Source organism: Microbacterium sp. F51-2R (genome assembly GCF_052180235.1).
Taxonomy (GTDB): Bacteria; Actinomycetota; Actinomycetes; order Actinomycetales; family Microbacteriaceae; genus Microbacterium.
The window spans coordinates 1514900-1537692 of sequence record NZ_CP197470.1 but is presented as its reverse complement, the minus strand read 5'-3'; the positions used below and the strand labels follow the sequence as shown (position 1 = coordinate 1537692).

The window sequence follows — 22793 nt, the reverse complement described above, 5'->3', positions numbered from 1 at the left end:
TCACTTCTCCTTCTCGCCGACGCCGTCGGCTTGTTCGTGGCTGGGGTTGTCGGTGCGGAGCTTGTCGAGACGGTCCGTGAGGAAGCTCCAGGTCCTCCAGAACTCATCGAGGTAGTCCTGTCCCTGCGCGTTGAGGGAATAGACCTTGCGCGGCGGGCCCTTCTCGGAGGGCACCTTCTCGACGTCGACCAGCCCGCGCTGCTCGACGCGGACGAGGAGCGCGTAGATCGTCCCCTCCGCGATGTCGGCGAAGCCCTGTTCGCGCAGCCACGCCGTGATCTCGTATCCGTACGCGTCGCGTGCGGACAGGACGGCCAGGACGATGCCCTCGAGAACTCCCTTGAGCATCTCGGTCTCCTGCTTGCCCATCGGCTTCCTCGTCTCGCTACTTGGTATCGCTGACTACCACTAGATAGTAACGCCGAGTACCGCTACTTAGCAAGACCGAATACCGAAAGTTCTCGGGCACTACGGTTGCGTCTTCCCCGGTTCCCGAGCGAGGAGCGCGGTGAGTCTTCCCCGGTTCCCGAGCGAGGAGCGCAGCGAGCCTTCCCCGGTCCCCGAGCGAGGAGCGCAGTGAGTCTTCCCCGGTTCCCGAGCGAGGAGCGCAGCGACGAGAGGAGGGGACGACCTCGGCTCTGCGACGAGCGCTGACCCGGGCGGGAGGCCCGGGCTCGGGGACCGGCGTCGCCCTAGCGGTCGAGGGCGGCGAACCGCTCGATGTCGGAGTTCGTGCCCGACACGATGATGAGGTCGTGGTTGGTCACGACAGTGTTGGCCTCGGCGTACCGGAACGGCTTGCCCGGGCTCTTCACGCCGACGACGGTGACCTGGTACTTCGACCGGACGCCCGATTCGTTGAGGCCCACGCCCCGGATGAACTTGGGCGGATACATCTTGGCGAGCACGAAGTCGTCGTCGAAGCGGATGAAGTCCAGCATCCGTCCGCTTACGAGGTGCGCGACGCGCTCGCCGGCCTCGCGCTCGGGGTAGATCACGTGGTTCGCGCCGACGCGGGCGAGGATCTTGCCGTGCGACTGCGAGACGGCCTTCGCCCAGATCTGCGGGACCTTGAGGTCGACGAGGTTGGCGGTGATGAGGACGGATGCCTCGATCGACGAGCCGACCGCGACGACCGCGACCTGGAAGTCCTGGGCGCCGATCTGCTTGAGCGCATCGATGTTCTTGGCGTCGGCCTGCACGGTGTGCGTGACCCGCTCGGACCACTTCTGCACGAGCTCGAGGTTCTCGTCGATCGCGAGCACCTCGCGGTCGAGCCTGTCGAGTTCGCCGGCGCAGGCCGCGCCGAAGCGGCCGAGGCCGATGACGAGGACCGGCGCGTCGCCGCGGATCTGCTCAACCAACGATGGGCCTTTCCACAGGCAGCGAGTACAGCTGCGAACGGGATGTCGCGGCCACGGCCGCGGCGAGAGTCACAGTACCAACGCGTCCCATGAACATGGTGAGCGCCATGACGTAGATGCCGGGGTCGGGGAGGGAGGCCGTGAGGCCCGTCGAGAGCCCCACTGTCGCGAACCCGGAGATGACGTCGAAGAGCACGTCCTCCACGTGCGCCTTCGTGAGATGCGAGATCGCGATGGTCGAGACGGCCACGATCGTCGCGCCCCACGCGACGACCGAGAGCGCGACGCGCTGGACGTCGCTCGGGATCCGGCGTCCGAAGGCCTGCACGGACTGGCGCCCCTTCGCCTCGGACCACACGGCCAGGGCGAGCACCGCGAGGGTCGTGACCTTGATGCCGCCGGCCGTCGAGGCCGAGCCGCCGCCGACGAACATGAGCATCGAGCCGACGATGAGCGACGAGCCGTTGAGGTCGCCGATGTCGACGACCGAGAAGCCGCCCGAGCGGGTCATCGCGGAGAGGAAGAACGACTGGAAGACGGTGTCCCACGCGTTCATGCTCCCGAACGTCTTCGGGTTGTCGAACTCGAGCGAGAGGAACGCGGCGGCGCCGGCGACGAAGAGCAGCGTCGTCGTGATGAGGGTGAGCTTGGCGTGCAGTGTCCACTGCCGCACGTGCCAGTGGTTGCGCCACAGCGTGTAGATGACGGGGAAGCCGATCGAGCCGAGGAAGACACCGGCCATCATGACCGTGAGGAAGAAGTAGTCCGTCGCGAAGGGCTCGAGGCCACCCGCGTTGGGCGTGAAGCCCGTGTTCGTGAACGACATCGCCGCGTAGTACAGCGCCTCCCACAGCGCGGTGAGCGGGTCGACACCCGCGAGCAGGATCGACGGGTACATCAGCACCGCGAGCCCGGCCTCGATCACGAGGGTCGACAGCGCGACGGTCCGCAGCAGCACGCCGACCTCGCCGAGACGCACGGTCTGGCCTTCGTTGACAGGGCCGCCGTGCGCGCGCATCGGGTTCGTGTCGCCGGCGGCGATGAGCTTGGCGCGCAGGCCGAGCCGCTTCGAGATGATCAGCCCCAGGATCGAGGCGAGCGTCAGGACACCCATCGCACCGACGTTGACGCCGATGTAGATGATGATCTGACCCACCGGCGACCAGTACGTGCCCATGTCGACCGTCGACAGACCCGTGACGCAGATCGTCGAGACGGCGGTGAAGAGGGCGTCGGCGAGCGGCGCACGCCGGCCGCTCGCGGTCGCGGCGGGAAGGGACAGCAGGGCCGTGAACAGGAGCACGAGCGACGCGAAGACGAGCACGGCGAACCGTGCGGGTGACGACGTCGTGAGCGAGCGCAGGTCGTCCCAGAATCGCCGCAGAGAGCGGCGGAGTCTGCCGCTGGAGAACGGACTGACGGGGTCGGCCGTGATGTCGCGCCCCCTTCGTCTCTTCGGTCAGTCGGTCAGGGCGACGCCCTGACGCGCGGAAACCCCAGTCATAGTACTTCGCGGGGCGCGAGGCTAGTCTGTCGACATGGCGGACATCTTCGACGTGATCGCGGACGGCACACGGCGAGAGATCCTGCAGCTTCTGCTGGCCCGGTCTGCCGACGGAGAGCGGGGCACGAGCGTCTCCCGCATCGTGAACGAGCTGGGCGTGAGTCAGCCCACGGTCTCGAAGCACTTGAAGGTGCTGCGCGAGGCATCCCTCGTCTCCGTCCGCGAAGAAGGACAGCACCGCTACTACAGCCTGTCGCCGGCGCCTCTCGACGAGGTCGACGACTGGCTCGTGCCCTTCCTCATCGATGAGGAGGACGACGAGGCGTTCGAGGCGGGCGCGCCCGTGCTGACCGACTCCGCGGCCCACGCCGCCGAGGTGGTCGGCCGGGCGGCGGCCTCCGCCAAGCACGCGTGGGAGAACGCGCTGAAGAAGCTCCCCGGGCGCTGAGGCGCGGGCGGATCGCCCGACGGACTCAGGGCGCCGTCGGGGTGCTCTGGTCGCTCGGGCCGTCCTGATCGTCCCGGTCTCCGGGAAGGCTCCGGCCGTCCTGGCCGCGATCGTCGCCCGGCTGCCGGTGGTTCCAGCCGGGGTGCGGCCTGTCGTCCGTGAACGACGCCGAGCGCATCCCGAACCCGCCGCTGTGGGCGCCCGCCCAGAAGCCGACGGCGGCCCCGCCCGCGAAGACGAGTCCGAGGAGGAGCACCCCTCCCGCGATCGACGCCACGATCGCGCCGACATGCGATCGGCGGGGCTCGGAAGGATGCTGCGAACCGGCCGGCTCCGCTGCCGCCGGTGGGATCTGCTCGTCCATGGCGATAGTCGACCGCCCGGCCCGATGCGATGCCGAAGAACGCCCTATGGATCTGCTGGGAGTCCTCGACCGCCGAGACCGGCCGGGCCGCGGCATCCGTCCCAGCATTCACACTGGCCACGCCGGTTTACACAGGCCTCGCGCGGGCTCTAGAGTTGCTCTGCACACGCATACGCCAAGGGGAGGCGAGGGATATGGCTGAGCTGCCTGACGTGCGCTTCCTCACTGTTGCAGAGGTCGCCGAGCTCATGCGCGTCTCGAAGATGACGGTCTATCGTCTCGTGCACGCGGGAGAACTGCCCGCCGTGCGCTTCGGACGCAGCTATCGCGTGCCCGAATCCGCCGTCACCGAGGCTCTGCAACGACCGGTCGCCGACGTCGGCTAGACTGATCCGAGGCATTTTTTCCTTCTGCCCGATCCCGGGCGCGCCACGCACCGCGCCCAGACCCCGACATAGTGAGGTTTTCCGTGGGTTCTGTCATCAAGAAGCGCCGCAAGCGCATGGCGAAGAAGAAGCACCGCAAGCTGCTTCGCAAGACTCGCCACCAGCGCCGCAACAAGAAGTAAGCGGCCAGAACACCAAGCGCCTGTCTTCGGACGGGCGCTTCGTGTCTGCGCACAGGAGGACCCCCATGCAGTCCATCACCGTCCACGAACTGCGCCAGCGCACGGACGTGCCCCTCATCGACGTGCGCGAGGCGTACGAGTTCGAGGCCGGCCACGTGCCCGGAGCCGTGAACCTGCCGATGTCGACGCTCGGCGAGCACCTCCACGAGCTGCCTGACGGCGCATTCGACGTCATCTGCCAGGTCGGCGGGCGATCGGCGCGCGTCGTGGAAGCCCTCGAGTCGCGCGGCTACGACGCCACGAACGTCGAGGGCGGCACGGGGGAGTGGGCCGCGGCGGGCTACCCCATCGAGCGCTGACGCCCCGGCGTCACACGGCCTCGACTCCCGATGGCGGCTCATACGATGGAGTGGTGACGACCATCACCCTCATCTCCAAGCCCGACTGTCATCTCTGCGACGTCGCGCGCGAGATCGTCGAGTCGGTCGTCGCCGATCTGCCCGAAGACAGCGTCGCGGTCGAGGAGAAGTCGATCCTCGACGATCCCGCCCTCTACGAGCTGTGGTGGGAGAAGATCCCGGTCGTGCTCATCGACGGCTCGGTGCACGGCCACTGGCGCGTCTCTCCCGACCGGCTCCGCGCCGCGCTGCAGGCCGCCTCTGCCTGACCCGGACCCGGCCCTAACCCGGACCCGGCCCCCGGACCCGGCCCCCTGACCCGGGTCCGACCGCCCCGGGTCTGACCGCCCCGGGTCCGACCGTCCCGGGTCCGACCGCCCCGGGTCCGACCGTCCCGGGTCCGACCGCCCCGGGTCCGACCGTCCCGGGTCCGACCGCCCCGGGTACGACCGCCCCGGCCTCCCCGTGACCCGCGTTACCGGTGAGCCTCCATCTGAGCGCCGAGACCGTGGGGGCCACCCCCGCTCTTGGCGCTCAGATGGAGGCTCACGGGTGAGGAAGTGGGGGAGGGGGGAGCAGGAACGGATGCCGGGGGTCAGCCGGTGGTGAGGCGGGCGCGGAGCGCGGCGAGCTCGGCGTCGGTCAGGCCGCCCGACTTCAGGTACGCGGCGGCGCCGCCGTACTCCGCCTCGACCCAGTCGAGCGCGCGCTCCAGCTCGGAGGCGGGCGAACCCGCGACGAGCGTGCGCAGCGCCGGCGTGAGCGGGATGCCGAACTGCGTCAGCACCGCGTACATCCCCCCCGCCCAGTCGCCGGCGAGGTTCTCGGCCGACGACGCGTAGTCGGCGACGACGGCGGAGCGCTCGGCGCCGACGGCGAGGAGGATGAGGGCGATCGCCACGCCGGTGCGGTCCTTGCCGGCGGTGCAGTGCAGGAGCACGGCGGTCGGCTCGCCGTCCCGGCCGGCGGCGACGAGCCGCGCAGCGGCGGCGAACGCGCCGGCGCCGTGCTGCAGCATGGCGAGGTAGAGGTCGCCGAGCGTCGGCAGGTGCTCCATCGCAGCCGTCAGGGCCGAGGCATCCGTCCCGTCCGTCGAGCCGAGTGCCCGCAGCGCCTCACCTGCGAGCTGTCCCATCGCGCCCTCGAGGAGGGGCATCTCGACGAGCTGGACCGGTCGCGTCGCGGGCAGGCGGTCGGGCGCCATCTGGCGCTCTTCGGGCGTGCGGAAGTCGACGACGACACCGATCGGCGTACGGGCGAGCGCCTCGACCCCTCCGGGCGTCAGCGCGGCGAGGGCATCGGATCGGAAGAGCACGCCGTGGCGCGTGGTTCCGCCGCCCACAAGCGGGATGCCGCCCATGTCGCGGAAGTTGTGGAGGCCGTCGATCGTCGTCACAGGCCCACCCTAGGGGCGGTGTGCGCAGCCGCCGCGCGTCAGGGGGCGAGGCGCGTCGGACCCCGGAAGAGGTACGTGACCTCGCGGATGGAGTCCTGTCCGAGCAGCAGCATGAGCACTCGCGCGAGCCCCATCCCGAAGCCGCCGTGGGGCGGGGCGCCGTAGCGGAAGAAGTCGAAGTAGAAGTCGAGGTGCTCGGGGTCGAGCCCCTTCTCCTTGGCCTGCTCGATGAGCACGTCGACGCGATGCTCGCGCTGGGCGCCCGTCGTCACCTCGACGCCCTTGAAGAGGAGGTCGTACGACTTCGTCAGCCCCGTCTCCTCGTCGCGCATGTGATAGAACGCGCGGATCTCGGGGTGATAGTCGGTGATGAAGACGAACTGGTGGCCGTACGTCTCTTCGACGTGCGCCGAGATCTGACGCTCGCCCTCGGGGTCGAGGTCGCCGTCGGTGCGGGGGATGTCGTAGCCGCGGGCCTTGACGATCTCGCGCGCCTCGGCCAGCGGGATGCGCGGGAACGGGATCGCGGGAACCTGCACCTCGACGCCGAAGAGCTCTTCGATCTCGGCGCCGTGCTTGTCTTTGACGGCCTGGAACCCGGCCCGGAGGAGCTCCTCCTGCATGGCGGCGACGTCTTCGTGCGAGTCGACCCAGCTGATCTCGGCGTCGATGCTCGTGAACTCGGTCGCGTGGCGCGACGTGAACGACGGGTCGGCGCGGAAGGCGGGGGCGATCTCGAAGATCTTGCCGAAGCCCGCCGACTGCGCCATCTGCTTGAAGAACTGGGGCGACTGCGCGAGGTAGGCCGTCTTGTCTTCGAAGTACTCGAGGGAGAACAGCTCGGCGTTGGACTCCGACGGCGTAGCCATGAGCTTGGGGGAGTGCACCTCGATGTAGTCGCGCTCGATCCAGTACGAGCGGAACGCGTGCTCGAGGGTCGTCTGCACCCGGAAGATGAGGTTGTTGCGGCGCTGACGCAGGTCGATGAAGCGCCAGTCCATGCGCTTGTCGAGTCCCGAGTCGGCGGCGATGGGCGTCTCGGGCAGCGCCGCCGCGGCGATGTCGAGCGTGCCGATCTTGATCTCTACGCCGCTGAGCTTGACGCGCTCGTCGTGCTTGAGCTCGCCGCGCACCGTCAGGAACGTGCCCGTCGTGAGCGCCGAGATCGTCTCGGTGAGCGCGAGCGCCGCGGCATCCTGCTCCGACCCGTCCTCGGCCGGGCGGGTCGCCGGGTTCACCAGCTGCACGGCGCCCGTCTCATCGCGAAGGATGACGAACTGCACCTTCTTCTGGTCGCGGACCGTCTCGACCCATCCGGACACGACGACGGGACCGTCGGGAAGACCCTGCAGCTGTTCGACCAGTACGCGTTCACTCACAAGGAACCATCCTAGCTTTCAGGGGATTCGCCGCTTTTCGCCGCGGCATCGGCAGGCCGTTGCCCCCGTCTCTCAGGGTCCCTTTACCTGCGCCTCGTAGCGTCGAGGCATGGCGACACCCGACGGCTCCTGGCTGACCGCGCTCGTGGACTGGTCGGTCTCGCTCATGGAGGTGATCGGTCCCGCCGGCGCGGGACTGGCGATCGCCCTCGAGAACGTCTTCCCGCCGCTGCCGAGCGAGGTCATCCTGCCGATGGCGGGCCTCACGGCGAGCCGCGGCACCTTCACGCTGTTCGAGGCGCTCTTCTGGACGACGCTCGGCTCCATCGTCGGCGCGTTCGCGCTCTACGGGCTCGGCCGCTGGCTCGGTGCCGAGCGCCTGCGTGGGCTCGCGGCACGCATCCCGCTCCTGCACCCCGAAGACATCGACCGGTCGGTCGCGTGGTTCCACCGCCACGGCGGCAAGGCCGTCTTCTTCGGCCGGATGATCCCGCTCTTCCGCAGCCTCATCTCGATCCCCGCGGGGGTCACGCGCATGCCGCTGTGGAAGTTCGGCATCCTCACCGCCGCCGGAAGCCTCGTGTGGAACACGATCTTCGTGCTCGCGGGCTACCTGCTCGGCGAGCAGTGGCACGTCGTGGAGATGTACGCCGACATCCTCCAGTACGTCGTCATCGCGGCCGTCGGCATCGGCGTCGCGTGGTTCGTCTGGGCGCGCACCCGGACGCTGCTGCGACACAAGGGCGCGGGGCGGGCGGATGCCTCGACCGCAGCGGGCGAGGAAGGCTGACGCCGAGGCATCCGTCGTCCCTAGGATGGCGGCGTGACCACGCCTCCGCCGCCCGCCCCGCCCCCGTACGGCCAGCCCCCGGCCGGGCAGCAACCCGGCTATCCGGGTTACGCGCAGCCTCCCGCCCCCGGCGGACGGCCGCCGGCGTATCCCGCGTACGGCGCGGCGCCGGGCGGCAAGCCGCCGCGCCAGCCCGTGCAGACGTGGGACGTCATCCTCACGATCGTCCTGCTCGTCGGGCTCGTCGCCTACACCGCGCTCGCGTCGTTCATGGGGCTGTTCCTCGTCATGGCGTCGGACCCGTGCGGCGTGCGGGAGTGCAGCACGGAGCTCATCACGACGGGCTGGCTCATCGGCACGCTCGTCCCCTGGGCCGTGCTCGTCGGTGCGGCGATCTGGGCGATCGTCTTCATGGTCAAGCGCCGGCTCGCGTTCTACATCCCCCTGCTCGGAGCCGTCGGGGTGACGCTCGTGCTCGTCCTCGCCTTCTTCGTCACGGCGGCGGGGGTTCCGACGAACTGAGTCGCCTCGCTCAGGTCGCCCACAGAACGCGCCACCGTAGACTGGACGCGTGCCCGCCGACCGCCTCCATCTCGTGCGTCACGGGGAGGTCGACAACCCTCGCCGTGTGCTCTACGGCCGGCTTCCCGGCTACGGCCTGAGCGCCGACGGCCGTCGCATGGCCCAGCAGGCCGCCGACTACCTCGGCCGCCTCTCCCGGCCCGTGGCAGGCCTCGTCTGCTCGCCCCTGCAGCGCACGCGGGAATCCGCCGAGCCCTTCACCGAGAAGTTCGGCCTCGAGCCGACGATCGACGACCGGGTGATCGAGCCGACCAACATCTTCGAGGGCCGTCGCATGGATCGGGCGCTGCTCAACCCCTGGAACTGGCGCCACCTCTCGCAGCCCGCGATCCCCAGCTGGGGCGAGCCGTACAGTCAGATCATCGCGCGGATGGATTCCGCGATGAGGGATGCCTGGGCCTCGGTCGACTCGGGCGACGTCGTCATCGTCTCCCACCAGCTGCCGATCTGGGTGACGCACCTCTGGGTCGCGGGACTCGCGTCGCGCCACGATCCGCGCCGCCGCCGCTGCGCACTGTCGAGCATCACGAGCTTCGACCTGCGCGACGACCGCTGGGCCGAGGTCGGCTACGTCGAGCCGGCGTCCACGGCCGGCGCCGTCGACGTGGGGGCGGTGTGATGCGCGGGCAGTGGCGCAACGCCGTGCGGCGGGCCGCGGCATCCGTCGCCGTCGCCGGCGTGCTCGTCGCAGGACTGGCCGCGTGCAGCGCCGATCCGCTGGCCGAGCAGTACCGGGCGGGCGACAACAAGGGCTTCATCGCGGGTGACTCGCGCGTCGTCGAGATCAAGCCGGCCGACCGGGGCGAGCCCGTCGACTTCACGGGCAAGACCGACGCCGGCGACACCGTGACGAGCGCGGACTACGCGGGGGGCGTGCTCGTCGTCAACTTCTGGTACGCCGCGTGCGGACCCTGCCGCGCCGAGGCGCCGCTGCTCGAGAAGGCGGCCGCCTCGTTCGAGGGTCAGGATGTCGCGTTCCTGGGCGTCAACACGAGCGACTCCGCCGAGGCGGCGACGGCCTTCGCGCAGAACTACGGCGTCACCTACCCGAGCCTCATCGCGGCCGAAGACGGCGCGATCAAGCTCGCCTTCGCGCAGCGCACCCCCATCAACGCCACCCCGACGACCCTCGTGATCGACAAGCAGGGCCGCGTCGCGGCGCGCATCATCGGGCAGCTGCTGGATGCCTCGATCCTCGAGACCCTCGTGCGCGAGACGCTGGAGGAGTCGTGAGCATCGACGCCGTCATGGCGGCGGGGGCACTGTGGGTGGCCCTGCCCATCGCGCTCGTCGCGGGACTGCTGTCGTTCCTCTCGCCGTGCGTGCTCCCGCTCGTGCCCGGCTACCTCGGGTTCATCGGGGGAGCCGTGCAGCCGCGGCCGCGCGCGGCGGGCCACGAGAACCCCTCCTCGTCGGAGGACTCGGGTGCAGCCGCTCGGCAGGGCGCAGATTCCGCGACGATCGCGGTCGAGTCGCCCTCGAAGTCGCGCCTCCTGCTCGGCGTCCTCCTCTTCATCGCCGGCTTCACGGTGGTGTTCATGGCCGTGACGATCCTCGGGGGCACGCTCGGCCGGTTCTTCCTCGAGTACAACGAGGCCATCACGCGGATCCTCGGCGCCGTCGTCATCCTTCTCGGCCTCGTCTTCATCGGCGTCTTCGGCTTCGCCCAGCGCACTGTGCACCCGCACGTGCAGAGCAACGTCGGCCTGATCGGGGCGCCGCTGCTCGGCATCGCGCTCGGCATCGGCTGGACGCCGTGCATCGGACCGACCCTCGCCGCGATCCTCTCGGTGTCGTGGAACCTCGGCGATCCCGGCCGTGCCGCCCTCCTCGGCCTCGCGTATTCGCTGGGCCTCGGCATCCCGTTCATCCTGCTGACCCTCGGATTCGGGTGGGCGACCCGTTCCGTCACGTTCCTTCGCCGCCACATCCGCGCCGTCAACATCATCGGCGGCGTGCTGCTGATCGTCCTCGGCGTGCTGATGGTCACCGGCGTGTGGAGCGCGATGATGACGCAGCTGCAGGGGGTGTTCACGAGTGTCCCGCTCCCGCTCTGACGCGTCGACGGATGCCGCGACCGACATGACCGATCCGCTCCGCCCCGACGACCACGCCGACGGCGCCGGCAACGACGACAGCATCACGCAGCCCAAGCTCGGAGTCGTCGGCTGGCTGCGCTGGTGCTGGCGGCAGCTCACGAGCATGCGGACGGCCCTCGTGCTGCTGCTGCTGCTCGCGATCGCCGCGGTGCCCGGGTCGATCGTGCCGCAGCGCAGCGCCGACCCCAACGGCGTCACGCAGTACTTCAGCGACAACCCCTCGCTCGCGCCGATCCTCGACAACCTGCAGCTGTTCGACGTCTACACGTCGGCGTGGTTCTCGGCGATCTACATCCTGCTGTTCGTCTCGCTCATCGGCTGCGTCATCCCCCGCACGCAGCACCACTGGAAGGCGCTGCGCGCGCGGCCGCCCCGCACCCCCGCCCGCCTCAGCCGTCTCGACGACCACCGCGAGACGATCGTGGAGCTCTCGCCGGGAGCGGATGCCTCGGCCGACGCGTCGGCCCAGGCATCCGTCGCCATCGATCTCGCGACCGAGCAGCTGCGCAAGGCGGGCTACCGCGTGGAACGGTACGACACCGCCCGCTCGTTCTCGGTCTCGGGCGAGCGGGGCTACCTGCGTGAGACGGGCAACCTCGTCTTTCACGGCGCGCTCGTGGGCGTGCTGCTGGCCGTCGGCATCGGCGGCGGCCTGACGTACACGGGGCAGACGGTCATCATCGAGGGCCGCACGTTCGTCAACACGATGCTCGACTACTCCTCGTTCAACCCCGGCCGCTTCGTCGACGAGGAGCGTCTGACGCCCTACTCCGTGACGCTCGACGACTTCGGCGTGCGGTACACGCCGGTGGGCGAGGCCGGCGCGGGGCAGGCCGGCGACTTCGCGGCGCACGTGACGACGCAGCTCGGAAGCGGCACGCAGGACGGCGTCGTGCGCGTCAACCACCCGCTCGAGATCGCGGGCGACCGCGTCTACCTCATGGGCAACGGCTACGCGCCGACGATCACGATCAAGAACGCCGCGGGCAAGGTCGTCTTCGACGAGTCGGTGCCGTTCCTGCCGCAGGACGCCAACATGACCTCGCTCGGCGTCGTCAAGGTCACCGACGGCCTGCCGCAGCAGCTCGGCATGATCGGGTTCTTCTATCCGACGCAGGCCCCGCTCGCCTCGGGCGCGTTCACCTCGGCATACCCCGCCCTCGTCAACCCCGTCCTGACGCTCAACGTCTATGAGGGCGACCTCGGGATCGACGACGGCACACCCCGGTCGGTCTACACCCTCGATCCCACCGCCATGACGCAGCTCACGGGCGGCAGCACCGGCGTCGACTCGATCGAGCTCGCCCCCGGCGAGACCCAGGACCTCCCGAACGGCCTCGGCACGATCACGCTCCAGAACGAGGCTCCGGCCGGGGCGCAGGGGTATGACGGGTCGGTCAAGCGGTACGTGTCGCTGTCGATCCACCGGGATGTCGCGGCGCCGTGGGTTCTCGCCTTCGCGGTGCTGGCGCTGCTCGGCCTGCTCGCGGCCCTCTTCGTGCCGCGCCGTCGCATGTGGGTCAAGGCCACGCCCGAGGGGCATACCGTGCGGATCGAGTACGCCGGCCTCGCCCGCGGCGAGGACCCGACCCTCGGCGCTGCCGTGGACCAGGTCGCCAAGCGCCACGGCGACGCCCTCCGCGAGCGCTGACTCCGGCCACCGGCGGCGCAGCGCGATGAACGCCGCGCGTAGACTGGAGGCCATGCCCGAAACGATGTCGCTGGACTCGGTGTCCGTGCTGCTGGTCTGGACCGCGATCGCGGTCTACGCCCTCGCCTTCATCGCCTACGCCGTCGATCTCAGCCGACGCGGGGTCCAGGCGGCAGAGGCCAAAGACGCGGCCGTCGCGCGCGATCGCGAGCTCGTCGGCGCGGGAGCCCCGGCCGCGGCGGCACGCGCCGGCGACCCGGCATCCGTCCCGGCTCAGGGGGAGACCGCGGCTGCGCTGAAAAGGCAGCAGGATGCCGCGGAGAAGGCGCTCGACGCCCGCCCTGGGCAGCGGCAGCGACTCCTCTGGGCCCGCATCGGCACGTCCCTCACGGTGCTCGGCTTCCTCTTCCACCTCAGCGGAGCCGTCACCCGCGGCATCGCGGCGGGACGCGTGCCGTGGTCGAACATGTACGAGTTCGCCCTGACCGGCACCCTCCTCATCGTCGCGGTGTACCTCGTGACACTTCTGCGCTACGACCTGCGGTTCCTCGGCGCCTTCATCATCGGCCTCGTGACGCTTCTGCTCGGCGGCGCGGCGACCCCCGGCATCTACGTCGCGGTCGTGCCGCTGGCCGACCCGCTGAAGTCGGTGTGGCTCGTCATCCACGTCTTCGTCGCGTCCCTCGCGACGGCCCTCTTCGCCCTCGCCTTCGCCCTCTCGGTACTGCAGCTCATGCAGGCCCGCCGGGAGCGCAAGGCGCTCGCCGCAGACACGGTCGACGGCGCGAAGCAGGGTCCCCGGTTCCTCCGCACCCTCCCCGGGTCGGACGCGCTCGAGTCGCTCGCCTACCGCTTCGCGATCCTCGGCTTCATCTTCTGGACCTTCACCCTCATCGCCGGGTCGATCTGGGCCAACGACGCCTGGGGCCGCTACTGGGGCTTCGACACGAAGGAAGTGTGGACCTTCGTGATCTGGGTGCTCTACGCCGGCTACATCCACGCCCGCGCGACGCGCGGCTGGCGAGGCACGCGCTCGGCCTGGCTGTCGATCATCGGCTTCTCGGCTGTGCTGTTCAACTTCACGATCGTCAACCTCTTCTTCAAGGGCCTGCACGTCTACAGCGGCCTGAGCTGAGCCCGCCGATCCCGCCCGCCGAGCGGCGTCGCCCCGTCGAGACGGATCTATGCCGTCCGCGGCATGATCGCGCGCAGACACGTTCCGCGATGAGAGTTGCGAAAGTTCTCTTGACGAGCGGATGACGCGGGTCTAGCTTTCCCACCGAACAGTCCGATTCCCGGCAGCGGGAACCGGACGCGGCACTCATTTGGGTGCGCCAGGGGTTCGGGGAGCCACCGCAGTTAGGTGTGAACACTGGCGCTGATGTCCGTATCGAGGACAGGCGCAGGTATGACTGGGGACGACGCGAAGCGGCGGTCGGGGCGTGCGATCTTCCGCGCGCTCGCCTTCGTGACATCGCTCGCGCTCGGGATCAGCCTTTCGGCTCCGGGCGCGACCCGATACGTGTCGTTCGTCACGGCAAGCCCTTCGACAGCCGCCGCTGCACCCGCCGATCCCGCGGCCGCGCCCATCGCGATCGAAGGCGCAGCAGCGCTGTCCGGCCGCTCCGAGGTCGTCGGTCAGCCGGCCGTGCTCGATGTGCGCCCGTTCGACGTGACGACCGATCCCGCCGCCGACCCGGCGCCGACCGACCCGGTCGCGGTCCCCACCTCGGACCCCGCACCGGCTCCCGACCCCGCACCGGCTCCCGGTCCGGCGCCCGACCCCGCGCCGGCGCCCGACCCCGCCCCGGCGCCCGAGCCGGCCCCGGCACCCGACCCCGTCGCGGTCGCCCCGGCGCCGGCCGACCCCGCGCCGGCCGACCCCGCGCCGGCTCCCGCGGATGCTGTCGCGCCCGCGCCCGACGCCACGACGGCGACGACCGCCGCCGCGACCGCCGCTCCGGCTCCGTGGGTCGTGGCAATGACCGCCACGAGCGGGACGCTCGTGTTCAACGGCGACGGCACGGTGACCTTCGCGGGCCAGACCCGCTCTCTCGCCGAGATCTCCGAGATCCGCGTCACCGGCACGGCCGGCGACGACACGTTCACCATCGACTTCAACGGCACCGACCCCGGCCTCACGATCGGCTTCGACGGGGCCGCCGGCTTCGACACGCTCGTCACGCGCAATGCCGCGGGCTTCACGTCCAACCCGGCGAATGCCTCCTCGGGAACGATGCTCTTCGGCGGCACGACCGTCGTCTACGCCAACATCGAGCCCATCACGAACTCCGGCAGCGGCGGGAACGTCACGTTCAACCTCGGCGACTCGGACGACGACGATGCCCTGCTCGATCAGGATCCCGACAACAGCCTTCTGCTGCGCCTGTCAAGCCTCAACGCGAAGTTCGAGACGACGAGCTTCTCCGCCCCGACGGCCTCGGGCCAGACCCTGAGCATCTCGGGGGGCGGCGGTCACGACAAGCTCACGGTGCAGGGCACGATCAACCTCGGCATCGCCGCCTTCCTCGCGGCCTTCGAGCGCATCGTCGTCAACGGGGCGACGATCAACGCCGGCTCGGTAACCCTCAACGCCGCAGACTCCAACACCGCCGGCGTGCCGCTGAACGTCGCCAGCTGCACGAACTTCGACGACTTCAGCATCCTCGGATGCCTCGACCACGACGCGACGGCCGAGGTCATCGTCGACGGCGGCACGATCAACGCGGGCGACGTCACCCTCACGGCGACATCGTCGGTGGTGCCGGATGTCTCGGCGGCGACCGCCTACGCCGTCATCGTGAACTCGAACGCGACCGTCGACGTGCGCGGCGCGTCGCACATCGATGCGACGGGTGACTTCACGGCAACCGCTGCGTCCACGGTCGGGCCGTTCACGCTCATCAAGGACTACGGCGACGCGGCCTTCGTCACCTCCAACGCCTCGGCGACGGTGAGCGGCAACTCGGTCGTCCAGGCCGACGGTGCCGCGACGATCTCGGCGACTTCGACGGTGGATGTCGGCGCGACGCCCAAGACCGACGCGTCGAAGGACGAGGACCCGCTCTCGAGCAGCTTCGACGCCGCGGTCGCGATCCTGAGCGTCACGGCGAGCGCGCTCGGCAAGGTCACCGGCACGGCGCGCATGATCGTCGGAGGAGCCCTGGGGATCGCGGCGGCCAACACCGCCAAGCTCAACGCGGTCGGCGACGCGCACGAGGCCTCCAGCGGCGCAGGCGTCGCGGTGGCGCACCTGTCGCAGACGACGGATGCGGCGATCGACTCGACCGACGGGACGGGCACGACCGCGGCATCCGTCACGATCCTGGCGTCTCAGACGTCCGATGTCACCGCGACCGCCAAGGCCAGCCCGGGCGGCGCATCGCAGAACAACAAGAACTCCAACGGCGCGGGCCGTGGCAACGGACAGGCGAGCACGAGCGACGGCGGCATCGGCGTCTCTGGCGCCTTCGGCATGGCCCTCACCGATTCGCACACGACGGGCCGGATCGTCGGAGCGACGGTCGTGACGACCGGGACGCAGAAGGTCACCGCCCGGGGGACGAACAAGATCGCCGTCACGGGCGACGGCGGGACCACGACGGGCAGCGGCGGGGCGAGCGGCAACGGCGTCGGGATCGGCATCGCGCTCCTGATCACCGACCTCAGCACGCACGCCTTCGTGCAGGGCGGCGCGATCGACGCGGCCGGCGGCCTCACCATCGCGGCGGAGGGGCCCGACGCGGGCGACTCGTCGTTCACGTCGACCGCCGTCTCGGGCAAGAAGACCTCGGGCGGCTCGATCGCCGTCGCGGGATCCTTCGCGCTGGCGAAGATCGACGCCCTCACCTCGGCCACGATCGACGGGGCCGGATCGTTCGCGAACCGCGCCGTGACGGTCACCGCCCGCGGCAGCCACAAGAGCACGGCGAAGGCGACCGCGAAGCAGGAGCTCGGGGGAGACAACGGCAGCGCCGTGGGGGCGGGCGCGTCGGTCGCACTGACGCTCGTGCGCGACGACATCGTCGCCGCCGTCTCGGCGGGAGCCGCGCCCACGGGCATCGGCGCCCTGATCCTGACCGCGGCGGGCGCCGATGATGCCACGACCACGACCGTCGGCGGATCGGACGGCGGGACCAGTGCCACCCTCACGGGCGTCGCGAGCATCGCGATCCACAACGTCCGCACCTTCGCCGGCGTCCTGGGCACGCCGGCCAGCGCGGTCCTGACGGTGGCCTCGCTCGCCGCCAGCGCCGCGCAGAACGCGAAGGCCACGACATCCGCCACCGGAGCGACCAATGCCGGCAGCGGCTCGTCGCTCGCGCTCACCATCTCGTTCGCCCTGGCGAGCGTCGACCACGAGGCCGAGGCATCCATCGCCCGTCCCGTGACGGCGACGGGCCCGGTGTCGCTCACCGCGGAGAACGTCTCGTCGACCACGACGAACGCCGAGGCGAGCGCCAAGGGGGCGCCCGGCGAGGGCGCGGGCGGCAACTCGTCGAGCGACAACGTCAAGACGAAGTCCGACGCCAAGCTCGGCGACGCCGCCAGCAAGACCAAGGGCGGCGCCGGCGGCGGCACATCGACGCCGGATCAGAAGAACGAGGACGGCACGTCGGTCTCGGTCGCGGCGGCCATCGCGATCAACCTCGTCACGTCGGTCTCGCGCGCGATGCTGCTCGCCGGATCGTCGCTGAGCACACCGGGCGCTGTCACCCTGACGGCCACCAACAACACGGATGCCTCGGCCACCGCCAAGGGCACCGCGACGGGTTCGACCACGGTGGGCATCGGAGCGGCCGTCGCCGTCAACAAGGTGCGCCTCATCAACGAGGCAGGTCTGGGAATCGGCGCCTCGCTGCAGGCCGCCTCGCTCGCCGTCTCGGCCACGGTCAAGACCGCCGGCCCGGACGACACGCACACCTTCGAGGCCGTCGCCCAGGCCGGGGCCACCGGAACCGGCGGCACGCTGGGAGTCGCCGGCGCCTTCGCGATCAACCTCGTCGACGAAGACACCCGGGCCGTCCTCGACGCCGACCCGGCGCCGACGCCGCAGCCCGGCGCGCCCCTGCAGGGTGTCGTGCTGACCGGTGGCACGGCGAGCTTCACGGCAGGATCCAAGAGCACCGACAAGGCCTCGGGCAAGGCGACGCAGACCGGCGACGGCACCGTCGGCATCGGGGCGGCCTTCGGTCTCAACCTCGTGACGCACGAGGTGTACAGCGGCATCTCCGCCGCGACGCACGCCACCCGCGGGCCCCCCCTCACCGGCGCAGGCGCATTGACCATCTCCGCCACGCACACCGTCGCGCTCACCACCGAGGCAGAAGCAGGCGCCGCAGGCGGGAGCGTCACGATCACCCCCGCGGTCGCCATCGTCATCGCGACCGTCCACACCGCAGCATCCATCGGAAACGGCACCGCTCCGCTCACCGCGTCGAGCATCGCCGCCACCTCCACCCAGACCGTCACCGCCGACACCACGGCGAAGGGCTCGACGGTCGCCGGCACCACCGCCGGAATCGGCGTCTCGCTCGCCCTCGCGATCCTCGACGACATCTCGTCGACATCCGGCAGCGACCGCAGCCTCACCACCACGGGCGCCGCATCGTTCACCGCGACCCAGCGCATCGACGCGAAGACGACCGCGAAGGCCGCCGCGCAGGGCGCTTCGGAGTCCGAGGGCAAGGACTCGGGCGGCAAGGACGTCAACCAGAAGGCCGACGACAACCTCGCCAGCGCGAAGACGACGAAGTCTGCGAACGGTGGCGGCAGCACCTCCACGAGCCAGACGCCGAAGGCGGCGACGGGCCAGAACTCCAGCGGCTCGTCGAGCGGCAACTCGGTCTCGATCGCCGGGGCCATCGCCATCGCGGTCGTCTCGGGCACGGTCACGGCGCGCTTCGGCACCGGGGTCGTCGTGCAGGCCGGCGGCGCCGTCTCGCTCATCGCCCGTGGCGACACCGACTCCCTGGCCGATGCGCGCGGTGACACGGCGACGAAGGGCTCGGTCGGCATCGGCGCAGGCGTCGCGGTGCAGGCCGTCGACATCACGGTGCGCGCCACCGTCGGCACTGCGACGATCACGGCGACGGGCCTGACGGTCGTCGCCGAGATGCTCCAGGGCGACGGCAACGACGTCGTGCGCCGCTGGAACGACGCCGCCAAGCGCTGGGAGACCGTCGAGTCCGGCGAGCAGCTGCCCGGGCCGAGCGAGGGCGACCTGATCTTCGTCACGACGAACGCCGACGGCGACAACGCGTCGGGCGGTGACGACGGCCTGTACAAGTACTCCGGCGGCAGCTGGAGCATGGAGACGAACGTCAGCCTCACCGGCACGGTCGACAAGCTGCCGGCTTCGGTCACCAACGGCAACTGGTACGTGCTGAACGACGAGAAGGACGGCCACCCCGCCGGAAGCGTGTGGAAGGGCGAGGGCGGCGCGTGGGTGTTCGTCACGAAGAACGCCGTCGCGCAGAAGTCGCAGCTCCCGACCGACCAGATCGCCGAGGACAGCTGGTTCCAGCTGACCGCGACCGACGGGGCCCACGCTCCGGGCTTCTACAAGCGCAACGGCAGCCACGCGTGGGTGGCTCAGAGCGCGACCGTCGGCGAAGGCGTCGCCCTGCCGACCTCGCCGACCAACGATCAGCTGTTCCGGCTGTACGAGCACGAGATCACCTCTGTGGCACGCGCAGGAGCGAGCAAGTCCACGAGCGTCGGCGTTGCGGGAGCCCTCGCGATCAACGTGCTCAGCAGCACGATCGAAGCCCTGGTGCCGGCCGGAGCCGTCGTCACGCTGTCGTCCGCGGCATCCGTCGTCCGCGCGCAGAGCAACGAGCGCGACACCGCCACCGCCACCAGCAAGGCGAGCGTCGGATCGGCCACCGGCGTCGGCGCCTCGTTCGCACTGCAGGTGATCGACGGGAACGACGTGACCGCCGAGATCCGTGACAACGCCCGGATCACCGGCGGCGTGGGCCTCACGGTGGAGGCCATCGGCTTCCGCGACCTCGCGACGAAGGCCGAGGGCGGCAGCGCGGGAAACACCGCCGTCACCCCGGTCGTCGCGCTCGTCGTGAGCGTCGACGACCACGTCACCGCACGGATCGGCACCTCGACGCAGAACTACGTGGGCACCGGCGCGGTCGACGTGCGGGCGACCCACACCTCGTGGGTGGCTTCGGAGGGCCGAGCGGATGCCGCGGGCAAGAGCACGGCGGTCGGCGCGAACGTCGTCGTCAATGCGATCGTCGGGTGGGCGACCCTCGCCGAGATCGCCGGGAACGTGCAGGGCACGAGCGTCACCGTCGCCGCGGCGTCGGAGGCCCGCACCGAGTCGAAGTCGGTCGCCAGCGCCAAGGGCGCCGAGAGTGCCGACAGCGGCGGCAAGTCCGGCGACAGCGAGTCGCAGGGGGCTGTCAACGGCGACAACCCGAACACCGCGGGCACGAAGAGCAGCACCGCGTCGATGCCGACGTCCACCGGCGGAACGAACGGGTCCAACGGCACATCGGGCGCCGAGAGCTCACAGTCGGGTCAGTCGGGTCAATCGTCGGGTTCGGGAACGACCGCTGTCGCGGCGGCCGTCGGCGTCAACTGGTTCTCGGGCTCGTCCACGGCGCGCATCGGGTCGGCCGCCACCGTGACGGCGACGGTCGGCGCCGTCTCGGTCACCTCGGTGTTCCTCCTCCGGGCGAACGCCTTCGGACTCGGCTCGGCCATCGATCTCGAGAGCGGCGGCACGCGCGTCGGCGCCACGATCGGCCTGAACGTGCAGGACGTCGACAACATCGCGGAGATCGGCGGCGGTGCGCACGTGACCGGCACGACCGGCATCACGGTCGCCGCGATCGTGCCCCCGGGCGGGCAGAACGAGTTCGTCATCTGGTCGTTCGCGGCAGGCGGCGGCAAGAGCACCTCCGTGGCGGGCAGCGTGACGGTGCAGATCCTCCTGCTCACGACCGAAGCCCGAGTCCTCCCCGGAGCCGTTGTCGCGGCGCCGCAGGGCGGCATCGCCGTCACCGCGACGCAGAAGCTGGGGCTGCAGAACCTCGCGATCGCGGGGGCACTCTCGACGGGCAGCGACGCCGCCGTCGGCGGCGCGTTCGCCGTCGACTACCTCGAGATCACGACGAAGGCCTCCATCCAGTCGGGCACGACTCTCGCGACGACGACGCGCACCGACGCTGCGGGCGGCACATCCGTCACGGCGTCGAGCATCCTCGTGCCCCTGACGCCGGACGTCCCCAAGCCGCTCAAGGGACACCTGGAGTGGCTGTCGCTCTCGTCGGTGGCGATCGCGGGCGGTGCGAGCTCAGGCGGCGCCGCGATCAGCGGCGCGTTCATCGTCGAGGTGATGAACTTCGACACGCAGGCCTGGATCGGCAACGGCGCGCAGGTCAACCAGCAGGGACTCATCGGCGGATTCGGGCAGACCGTCACGGTGAGCGCGGCCGACAACCTCCACCTCATCGACATCGGCGGTACGCTCTCGCTCAGCCAGAGCTCCGCGAGCGTCGGCATCACGATCGTCGTGGGAGTCGCGAACTCCAACGTGCGCGCATGGATCGGCGACTCCGGGGCCGTCCGCACCGGCGGATCGGTCACCGTCCAGGCGACCGCGACCGAGGACTGGTTCATCCTGGCCGTCGCCGGCGGACTGAGCCTCAACTCCGCCGCCGTCACCGGCTCGGTCGTGGTGCTCGTCTTCAACCAGGGCGGCTCGTCGCCGAAGGTCGCCGCGCGCATCGGCTCGAGCGCCGTGCATGCGCAGGGCGCGGTGCAGGTGCTCGCGGGGCGCACAGCGGGGGGCGCGCTCGCCTCGGGCAACCTCGCGATCGGCGGCGGCTCGGCCGGCGTCGGTGCGGCCGCGGTCGTCGTGGTCCGCGACTCCGACGTCGATTCCTCCGTCGGCGGCGGGGCCGACGTCCAGGCGGGGGGCGCCGGGCTCACGGTGAGCGCCACCCAGTCCGGCGACTGGAAGTACGTCGCGGTCGCCGGGGCGGGCGGCAACACGGCCGGTGTCGCGGGGGCCGTGGTCGTCGATGTCCTCAGCGACACGACGTGGGCGCACATCGACAACGGCGCGACGGTCTCGATGCCGACGACGAACATCGCCGTCTTCGCGCAGGACACCACGACCGTGCTGTCGCTCGCGGGCACCCTCACCGTCGGCGGCACGGCCGGTGTCGGCGCCGGTGTCGACGTCGAGGTGATCGGCAAGGACACTCAGGCCTGGATCGGCACGAGCACGTCGATCAGCGGCTCGGGCAACCTCATGATCGACGCGAAGTCGCACGAGACCGTCACGAGCATCTCCGTCGGCGGCGGCTTCGGGGGGACCGCCGCGGTCAACGTCAACGCGGCCGTCTCGTCGCTCACGATCGTCACGAAGGCCTACATCGCGAACGCGACGGGCTCGGGCACGGCGGCGGTCGTCGACGTCGACGGCAGCGTGCGAGTGGCAGCCGACGAAAGCCTCGTGCTCAACGTCATCGGCGGCAACATCTCGGTGGGCGGTACGGCCGGGGTCGGGGCATCCGTCGCCATCCCGGTGACCTCGAAAGACACGCACGCGTGGATCGGCGACTTCGCAAGGGTCAACGCGAAGGGCCTCACGCCCGTCACGGTGACGAACGGCAGCTACACCGTCTCGACCGTGGACCTGCGCTTCGCCCCGTCCGACGTCAACGTCGGAACCGACACGATCACGGTGCCGAACCACGGCTTCCAGAACGATCAGCAGGTGCAGTACGACGCCGGCTGCGACGTCTCGTCCGACCCGAACTGCGGGGCCGACGGGCTCGTCCACCGCGGCATCTACTGGATCGTGAACGCGACGGCGAACACGTACCAGGTCTCGCTCACCAAGGGCGGCGCTCCCGTCAACATCACGGACCAGGGCTCGACCGAGAACCAGCGCTTCTTCCGCATCGACCAGGCCAATGTTCCCGTCGACAACACCCCGCGCTTCAACCCGCAGACGGCCGTCTCGGGCAACCAGATCACGACTCCCTACGCGGTGGGCGCGGCCGACGACGACGCGGTCGTCTACTCCGCCGGCGGCGGGGTGGCCATCGGCGGCCTCGTCGACGGACAGACGTACTTCTACAAGAGCCTCGGCGGCAACACCTTCCAGCTGCTGGACCGCAAGAGCACGGAGGGCGGAACGCCCATCACGTTCTCGCTCGTGGGCACGACCGGCCGCGGTCACAGCATCACGAAGTCGGGCACGGCTCCCGCCGGCG

19 protein-coding genes (1 of these 19 cut by a window edge) are annotated in these 22793 nt (G+C 70.5%); 13 read left to right on the top strand and 6 right to left on the bottom strand.

Annotated elements, in window-relative coordinates:
- The 3 genes from ACSBPH_RS06930 to ACSBPH_RS06920 form a co-directional block, all read right to left on the bottom strand.
- Positions 1–369, bottom strand: a complete 369-nt coding sequence (locus ACSBPH_RS06930; protein WP_442576852.1) for a PadR family transcriptional regulator — start codon at positions 367–369, stop codon at positions 1–3.
- Between the two features lie 323 nt (positions 370–692).
- Complete coding sequence (locus ACSBPH_RS06925; RefSeq protein WP_442576851.1) at positions 693–1364, bottom strand: potassium channel family protein; 672 nt, start codon at positions 1362–1364, stop codon at positions 693–695.
- A complete protein-coding gene (locus tag ACSBPH_RS06920; RefSeq protein WP_442577259.1) occupies positions 1357–2748 on the bottom strand; it encodes a TrkH family potassium uptake protein in 1392 nt (463 codons plus the stop codon). Before ACSBPH_RS06920 ends, ACSBPH_RS06925 begins: the two co-directional genes overlap by 8 nt.
- Before the next feature lie 154 nt (positions 2749–2902).
- Between ACSBPH_RS06920 and ACSBPH_RS06915 the strand changes: the two genes are divergently transcribed.
- A complete protein-coding gene (locus ACSBPH_RS06915) occupies positions 2903–3316 on the top strand; it encodes an ArsR/SmtB family transcription factor (RefSeq protein ID WP_442576850.1) in 414 nt (137 codons plus the stop codon).
- Between the two features lie 25 nt (positions 3317–3341).
- Here the strand turns inward: ACSBPH_RS06915 and ACSBPH_RS06910 are convergent, their stop codons facing one another.
- The gene (locus ACSBPH_RS06910) at positions 3342–3680 is read right to left on the bottom strand and encodes a hypothetical protein (RefSeq protein WP_442576849.1); all 339 of its coding nucleotides are present in this window, start codon (positions 3678–3680) and stop codon (positions 3342–3344) included.
- Positions 3681–3874: 194 nt separating this feature from the next.
- Here ACSBPH_RS06910 and ACSBPH_RS06905 point away from each other — a divergent pair, with 194 nt between their 5' ends.
- The 4 genes from ACSBPH_RS06905 (at position 3875) to ACSBPH_RS06890 (ending at position 4915) form a co-directional block, all read left to right on the top strand.
- Entirely contained in the window at positions 3875–4066 is a 192-nt protein-coding gene (locus tag ACSBPH_RS06905; protein ID WP_165128062.1) for a helix-turn-helix domain-containing protein, read from the top strand.
- An 83-nt stretch (positions 4067–4149) separates the two neighbouring features.
- Entirely contained in the window at positions 4150–4248 is a 99-nt protein-coding gene (locus ACSBPH_RS06900) for a 30S ribosomal protein bS22 (RefSeq protein WP_003792170.1), read from the top strand.
- A gap of 65 nt (positions 4249–4313) precedes the next feature.
- Positions 4314–4607: a rhodanese-like domain-containing protein gene (locus tag ACSBPH_RS06895; RefSeq protein ID WP_442576848.1), complete on the top strand. Its 294-nt coding sequence runs from the start codon at positions 4314–4316 to the stop codon at positions 4605–4607.
- Between the two features lie 53 nt (positions 4608–4660).
- Positions 4661–4915 (top strand): glutaredoxin family protein, encoded by a 255-nt coding sequence (locus tag ACSBPH_RS06890; RefSeq protein ID WP_442576847.1) that lies wholly within the window; start codon positions 4661–4663, stop codon positions 4913–4915.
- A gap of 326 nt (positions 4916–5241) precedes the next feature.
- On the opposite strand, the gene ACSBPH_RS06885 is transcribed toward ACSBPH_RS06890, so the two are convergent.
- A complete protein-coding gene (locus ACSBPH_RS06885) occupies positions 5242–6042 on the bottom strand; it encodes a tyrosine-protein phosphatase (protein ID WP_442576846.1) in 801 nt (266 codons plus the stop codon).
- Between the two features lie 38 nt (positions 6043–6080).
- The gene (gene aspS / locus ACSBPH_RS06880) at positions 6081–7421 is read right to left on the bottom strand and encodes an aspartate--tRNA(Asn) ligase (RefSeq protein WP_442576845.1); all 1341 of its coding nucleotides are present in this window, start codon (positions 7419–7421) and stop codon (positions 6081–6083) included.
- 109 nt (positions 7422–7530) lie between these two features.
- Between aspS and ACSBPH_RS06875 the strand changes: the two genes are divergently transcribed.
- The 8 genes from ACSBPH_RS06875 to ACSBPH_RS06840 form a co-directional block, all read left to right on the top strand.
- On the top strand, positions 7531–8211 hold the full coding sequence (locus tag ACSBPH_RS06875; protein WP_442576844.1) for a DedA family protein: 681 nt from the start codon (positions 7531–7533) through the stop codon (positions 8209–8211).
- Positions 8212–8244: 33 nt separating this feature from the next.
- Positions 8245–8733, top strand: a complete 489-nt coding sequence (locus tag ACSBPH_RS06870; RefSeq protein WP_442576843.1) for a DUF6264 family protein — start codon at positions 8245–8247, stop codon at positions 8731–8733.
- Between the two features lie 49 nt (positions 8734–8782).
- Complete coding sequence (locus tag ACSBPH_RS06865; protein ID WP_442576842.1) at positions 8783–9412, top strand: histidine phosphatase family protein; 630 nt, start codon at positions 8783–8785, stop codon at positions 9410–9412.
- Positions 9412–10026 (top strand): TlpA family protein disulfide reductase, encoded by a 615-nt coding sequence (locus ACSBPH_RS06860; RefSeq protein WP_442576841.1) that lies wholly within the window; start codon positions 9412–9414, stop codon positions 10024–10026. Before ACSBPH_RS06865 ends, ACSBPH_RS06860 begins: the two co-directional genes overlap by 1 nt.
- 14 nt (positions 10027–10040) lie before the next feature.
- Positions 10041–10850 (top strand): cytochrome c biogenesis CcdA family protein, encoded by an 810-nt coding sequence (locus ACSBPH_RS06855; RefSeq protein WP_442577258.1) that lies wholly within the window; start codon positions 10041–10043, stop codon positions 10848–10850.
- Positions 10851–10875: 25 nt separating this feature from the next.
- Positions 10876–12543: a cytochrome c biogenesis protein ResB gene (gene resB, locus ACSBPH_RS06850; RefSeq protein WP_442576840.1), complete on the top strand. Its 1668-nt coding sequence runs from the start codon at positions 10876–10878 to the stop codon at positions 12541–12543.
- A gap of 52 nt (positions 12544–12595) precedes the next feature.
- A complete protein-coding gene (gene ccsB / locus ACSBPH_RS06845) occupies positions 12596–13678 on the top strand; it encodes a c-type cytochrome biogenesis protein CcsB (protein WP_442576839.1) in 1083 nt (360 codons plus the stop codon).
- Positions 13679–13951: 273 nt separating this feature from the next.
- Positions 13952–22793 carry the start of a Calx-beta domain-containing protein gene (locus ACSBPH_RS06840; protein ID WP_442576838.1) on the top strand. It continues 20042 nt past the right edge of the window, so the window shows 8842 of its 28884 coding nt (coding positions 1–8842); it begins with the start codon at positions 13952–13954; its stop codon lies beyond the right edge, outside the window.

What these genes read in the sequence shown, in the direction of transcription:
- ACSBPH_RS06855 (WP_442577258.1), top strand. Translation starts at nt 10,041, where the DNA reads ATGGCGGCGGGGGCACTGTGGGTGGCCCTGCCCATCGCGCTCGTCGCG.
- resB (WP_442576840.1), top strand. Translation starts at nt 10,876, where the DNA reads ATGACCGATCCGCTCCGCCCCGACGACCACGCCGACGGCGCCGGCAAC.
- ACSBPH_RS06875 (WP_442576844.1), top strand. Translation starts at nt 7,531, where the DNA reads ATGGCGACACCCGACGGCTCCTGGCTGACCGCGCTCGTGGACTGGTCG.
- ACSBPH_RS06905 (WP_165128062.1), top strand. Translation starts at nt 3,875, where the DNA reads ATGGCTGAGCTGCCTGACGTGCGCTTCCTCACTGTTGCAGAGGTCGCC.
- ACSBPH_RS06915 (WP_442576850.1), top strand. Translation starts at nt 2,903, where the DNA reads ATGGCGGACATCTTCGACGTGATCGCGGACGGCACACGGCGAGAGATC.
- ACSBPH_RS06860 (WP_442576841.1), top strand. Translation starts at nt 9,412, where the DNA reads ATGCGCGGGCAGTGGCGCAACGCCGTGCGGCGGGCCGCGGCATCCGTC.
- ccsB (WP_442576839.1), top strand. Translation starts at nt 12,596, where the DNA reads ATGCCCGAAACGATGTCGCTGGACTCGGTGTCCGTGCTGCTGGTCTGG.
- ACSBPH_RS06930 (WP_442576852.1), bottom strand. Translation starts at nt 369, where the DNA reads ATGGGCAAGCAGGAGACCGAGATGCTCAAGGGAGTTCTCGAGGGCATC.
- ACSBPH_RS06895 (WP_442576848.1), top strand. Translation starts at nt 4,314, where the DNA reads ATGCAGTCCATCACCGTCCACGAACTGCGCCAGCGCACGGACGTGCCC.
- ACSBPH_RS06910 (WP_442576849.1), bottom strand. Translation starts at nt 3,680, where the DNA reads ATGGACGAGCAGATCCCACCGGCGGCAGCGGAGCCGGCCGGTTCGCAG.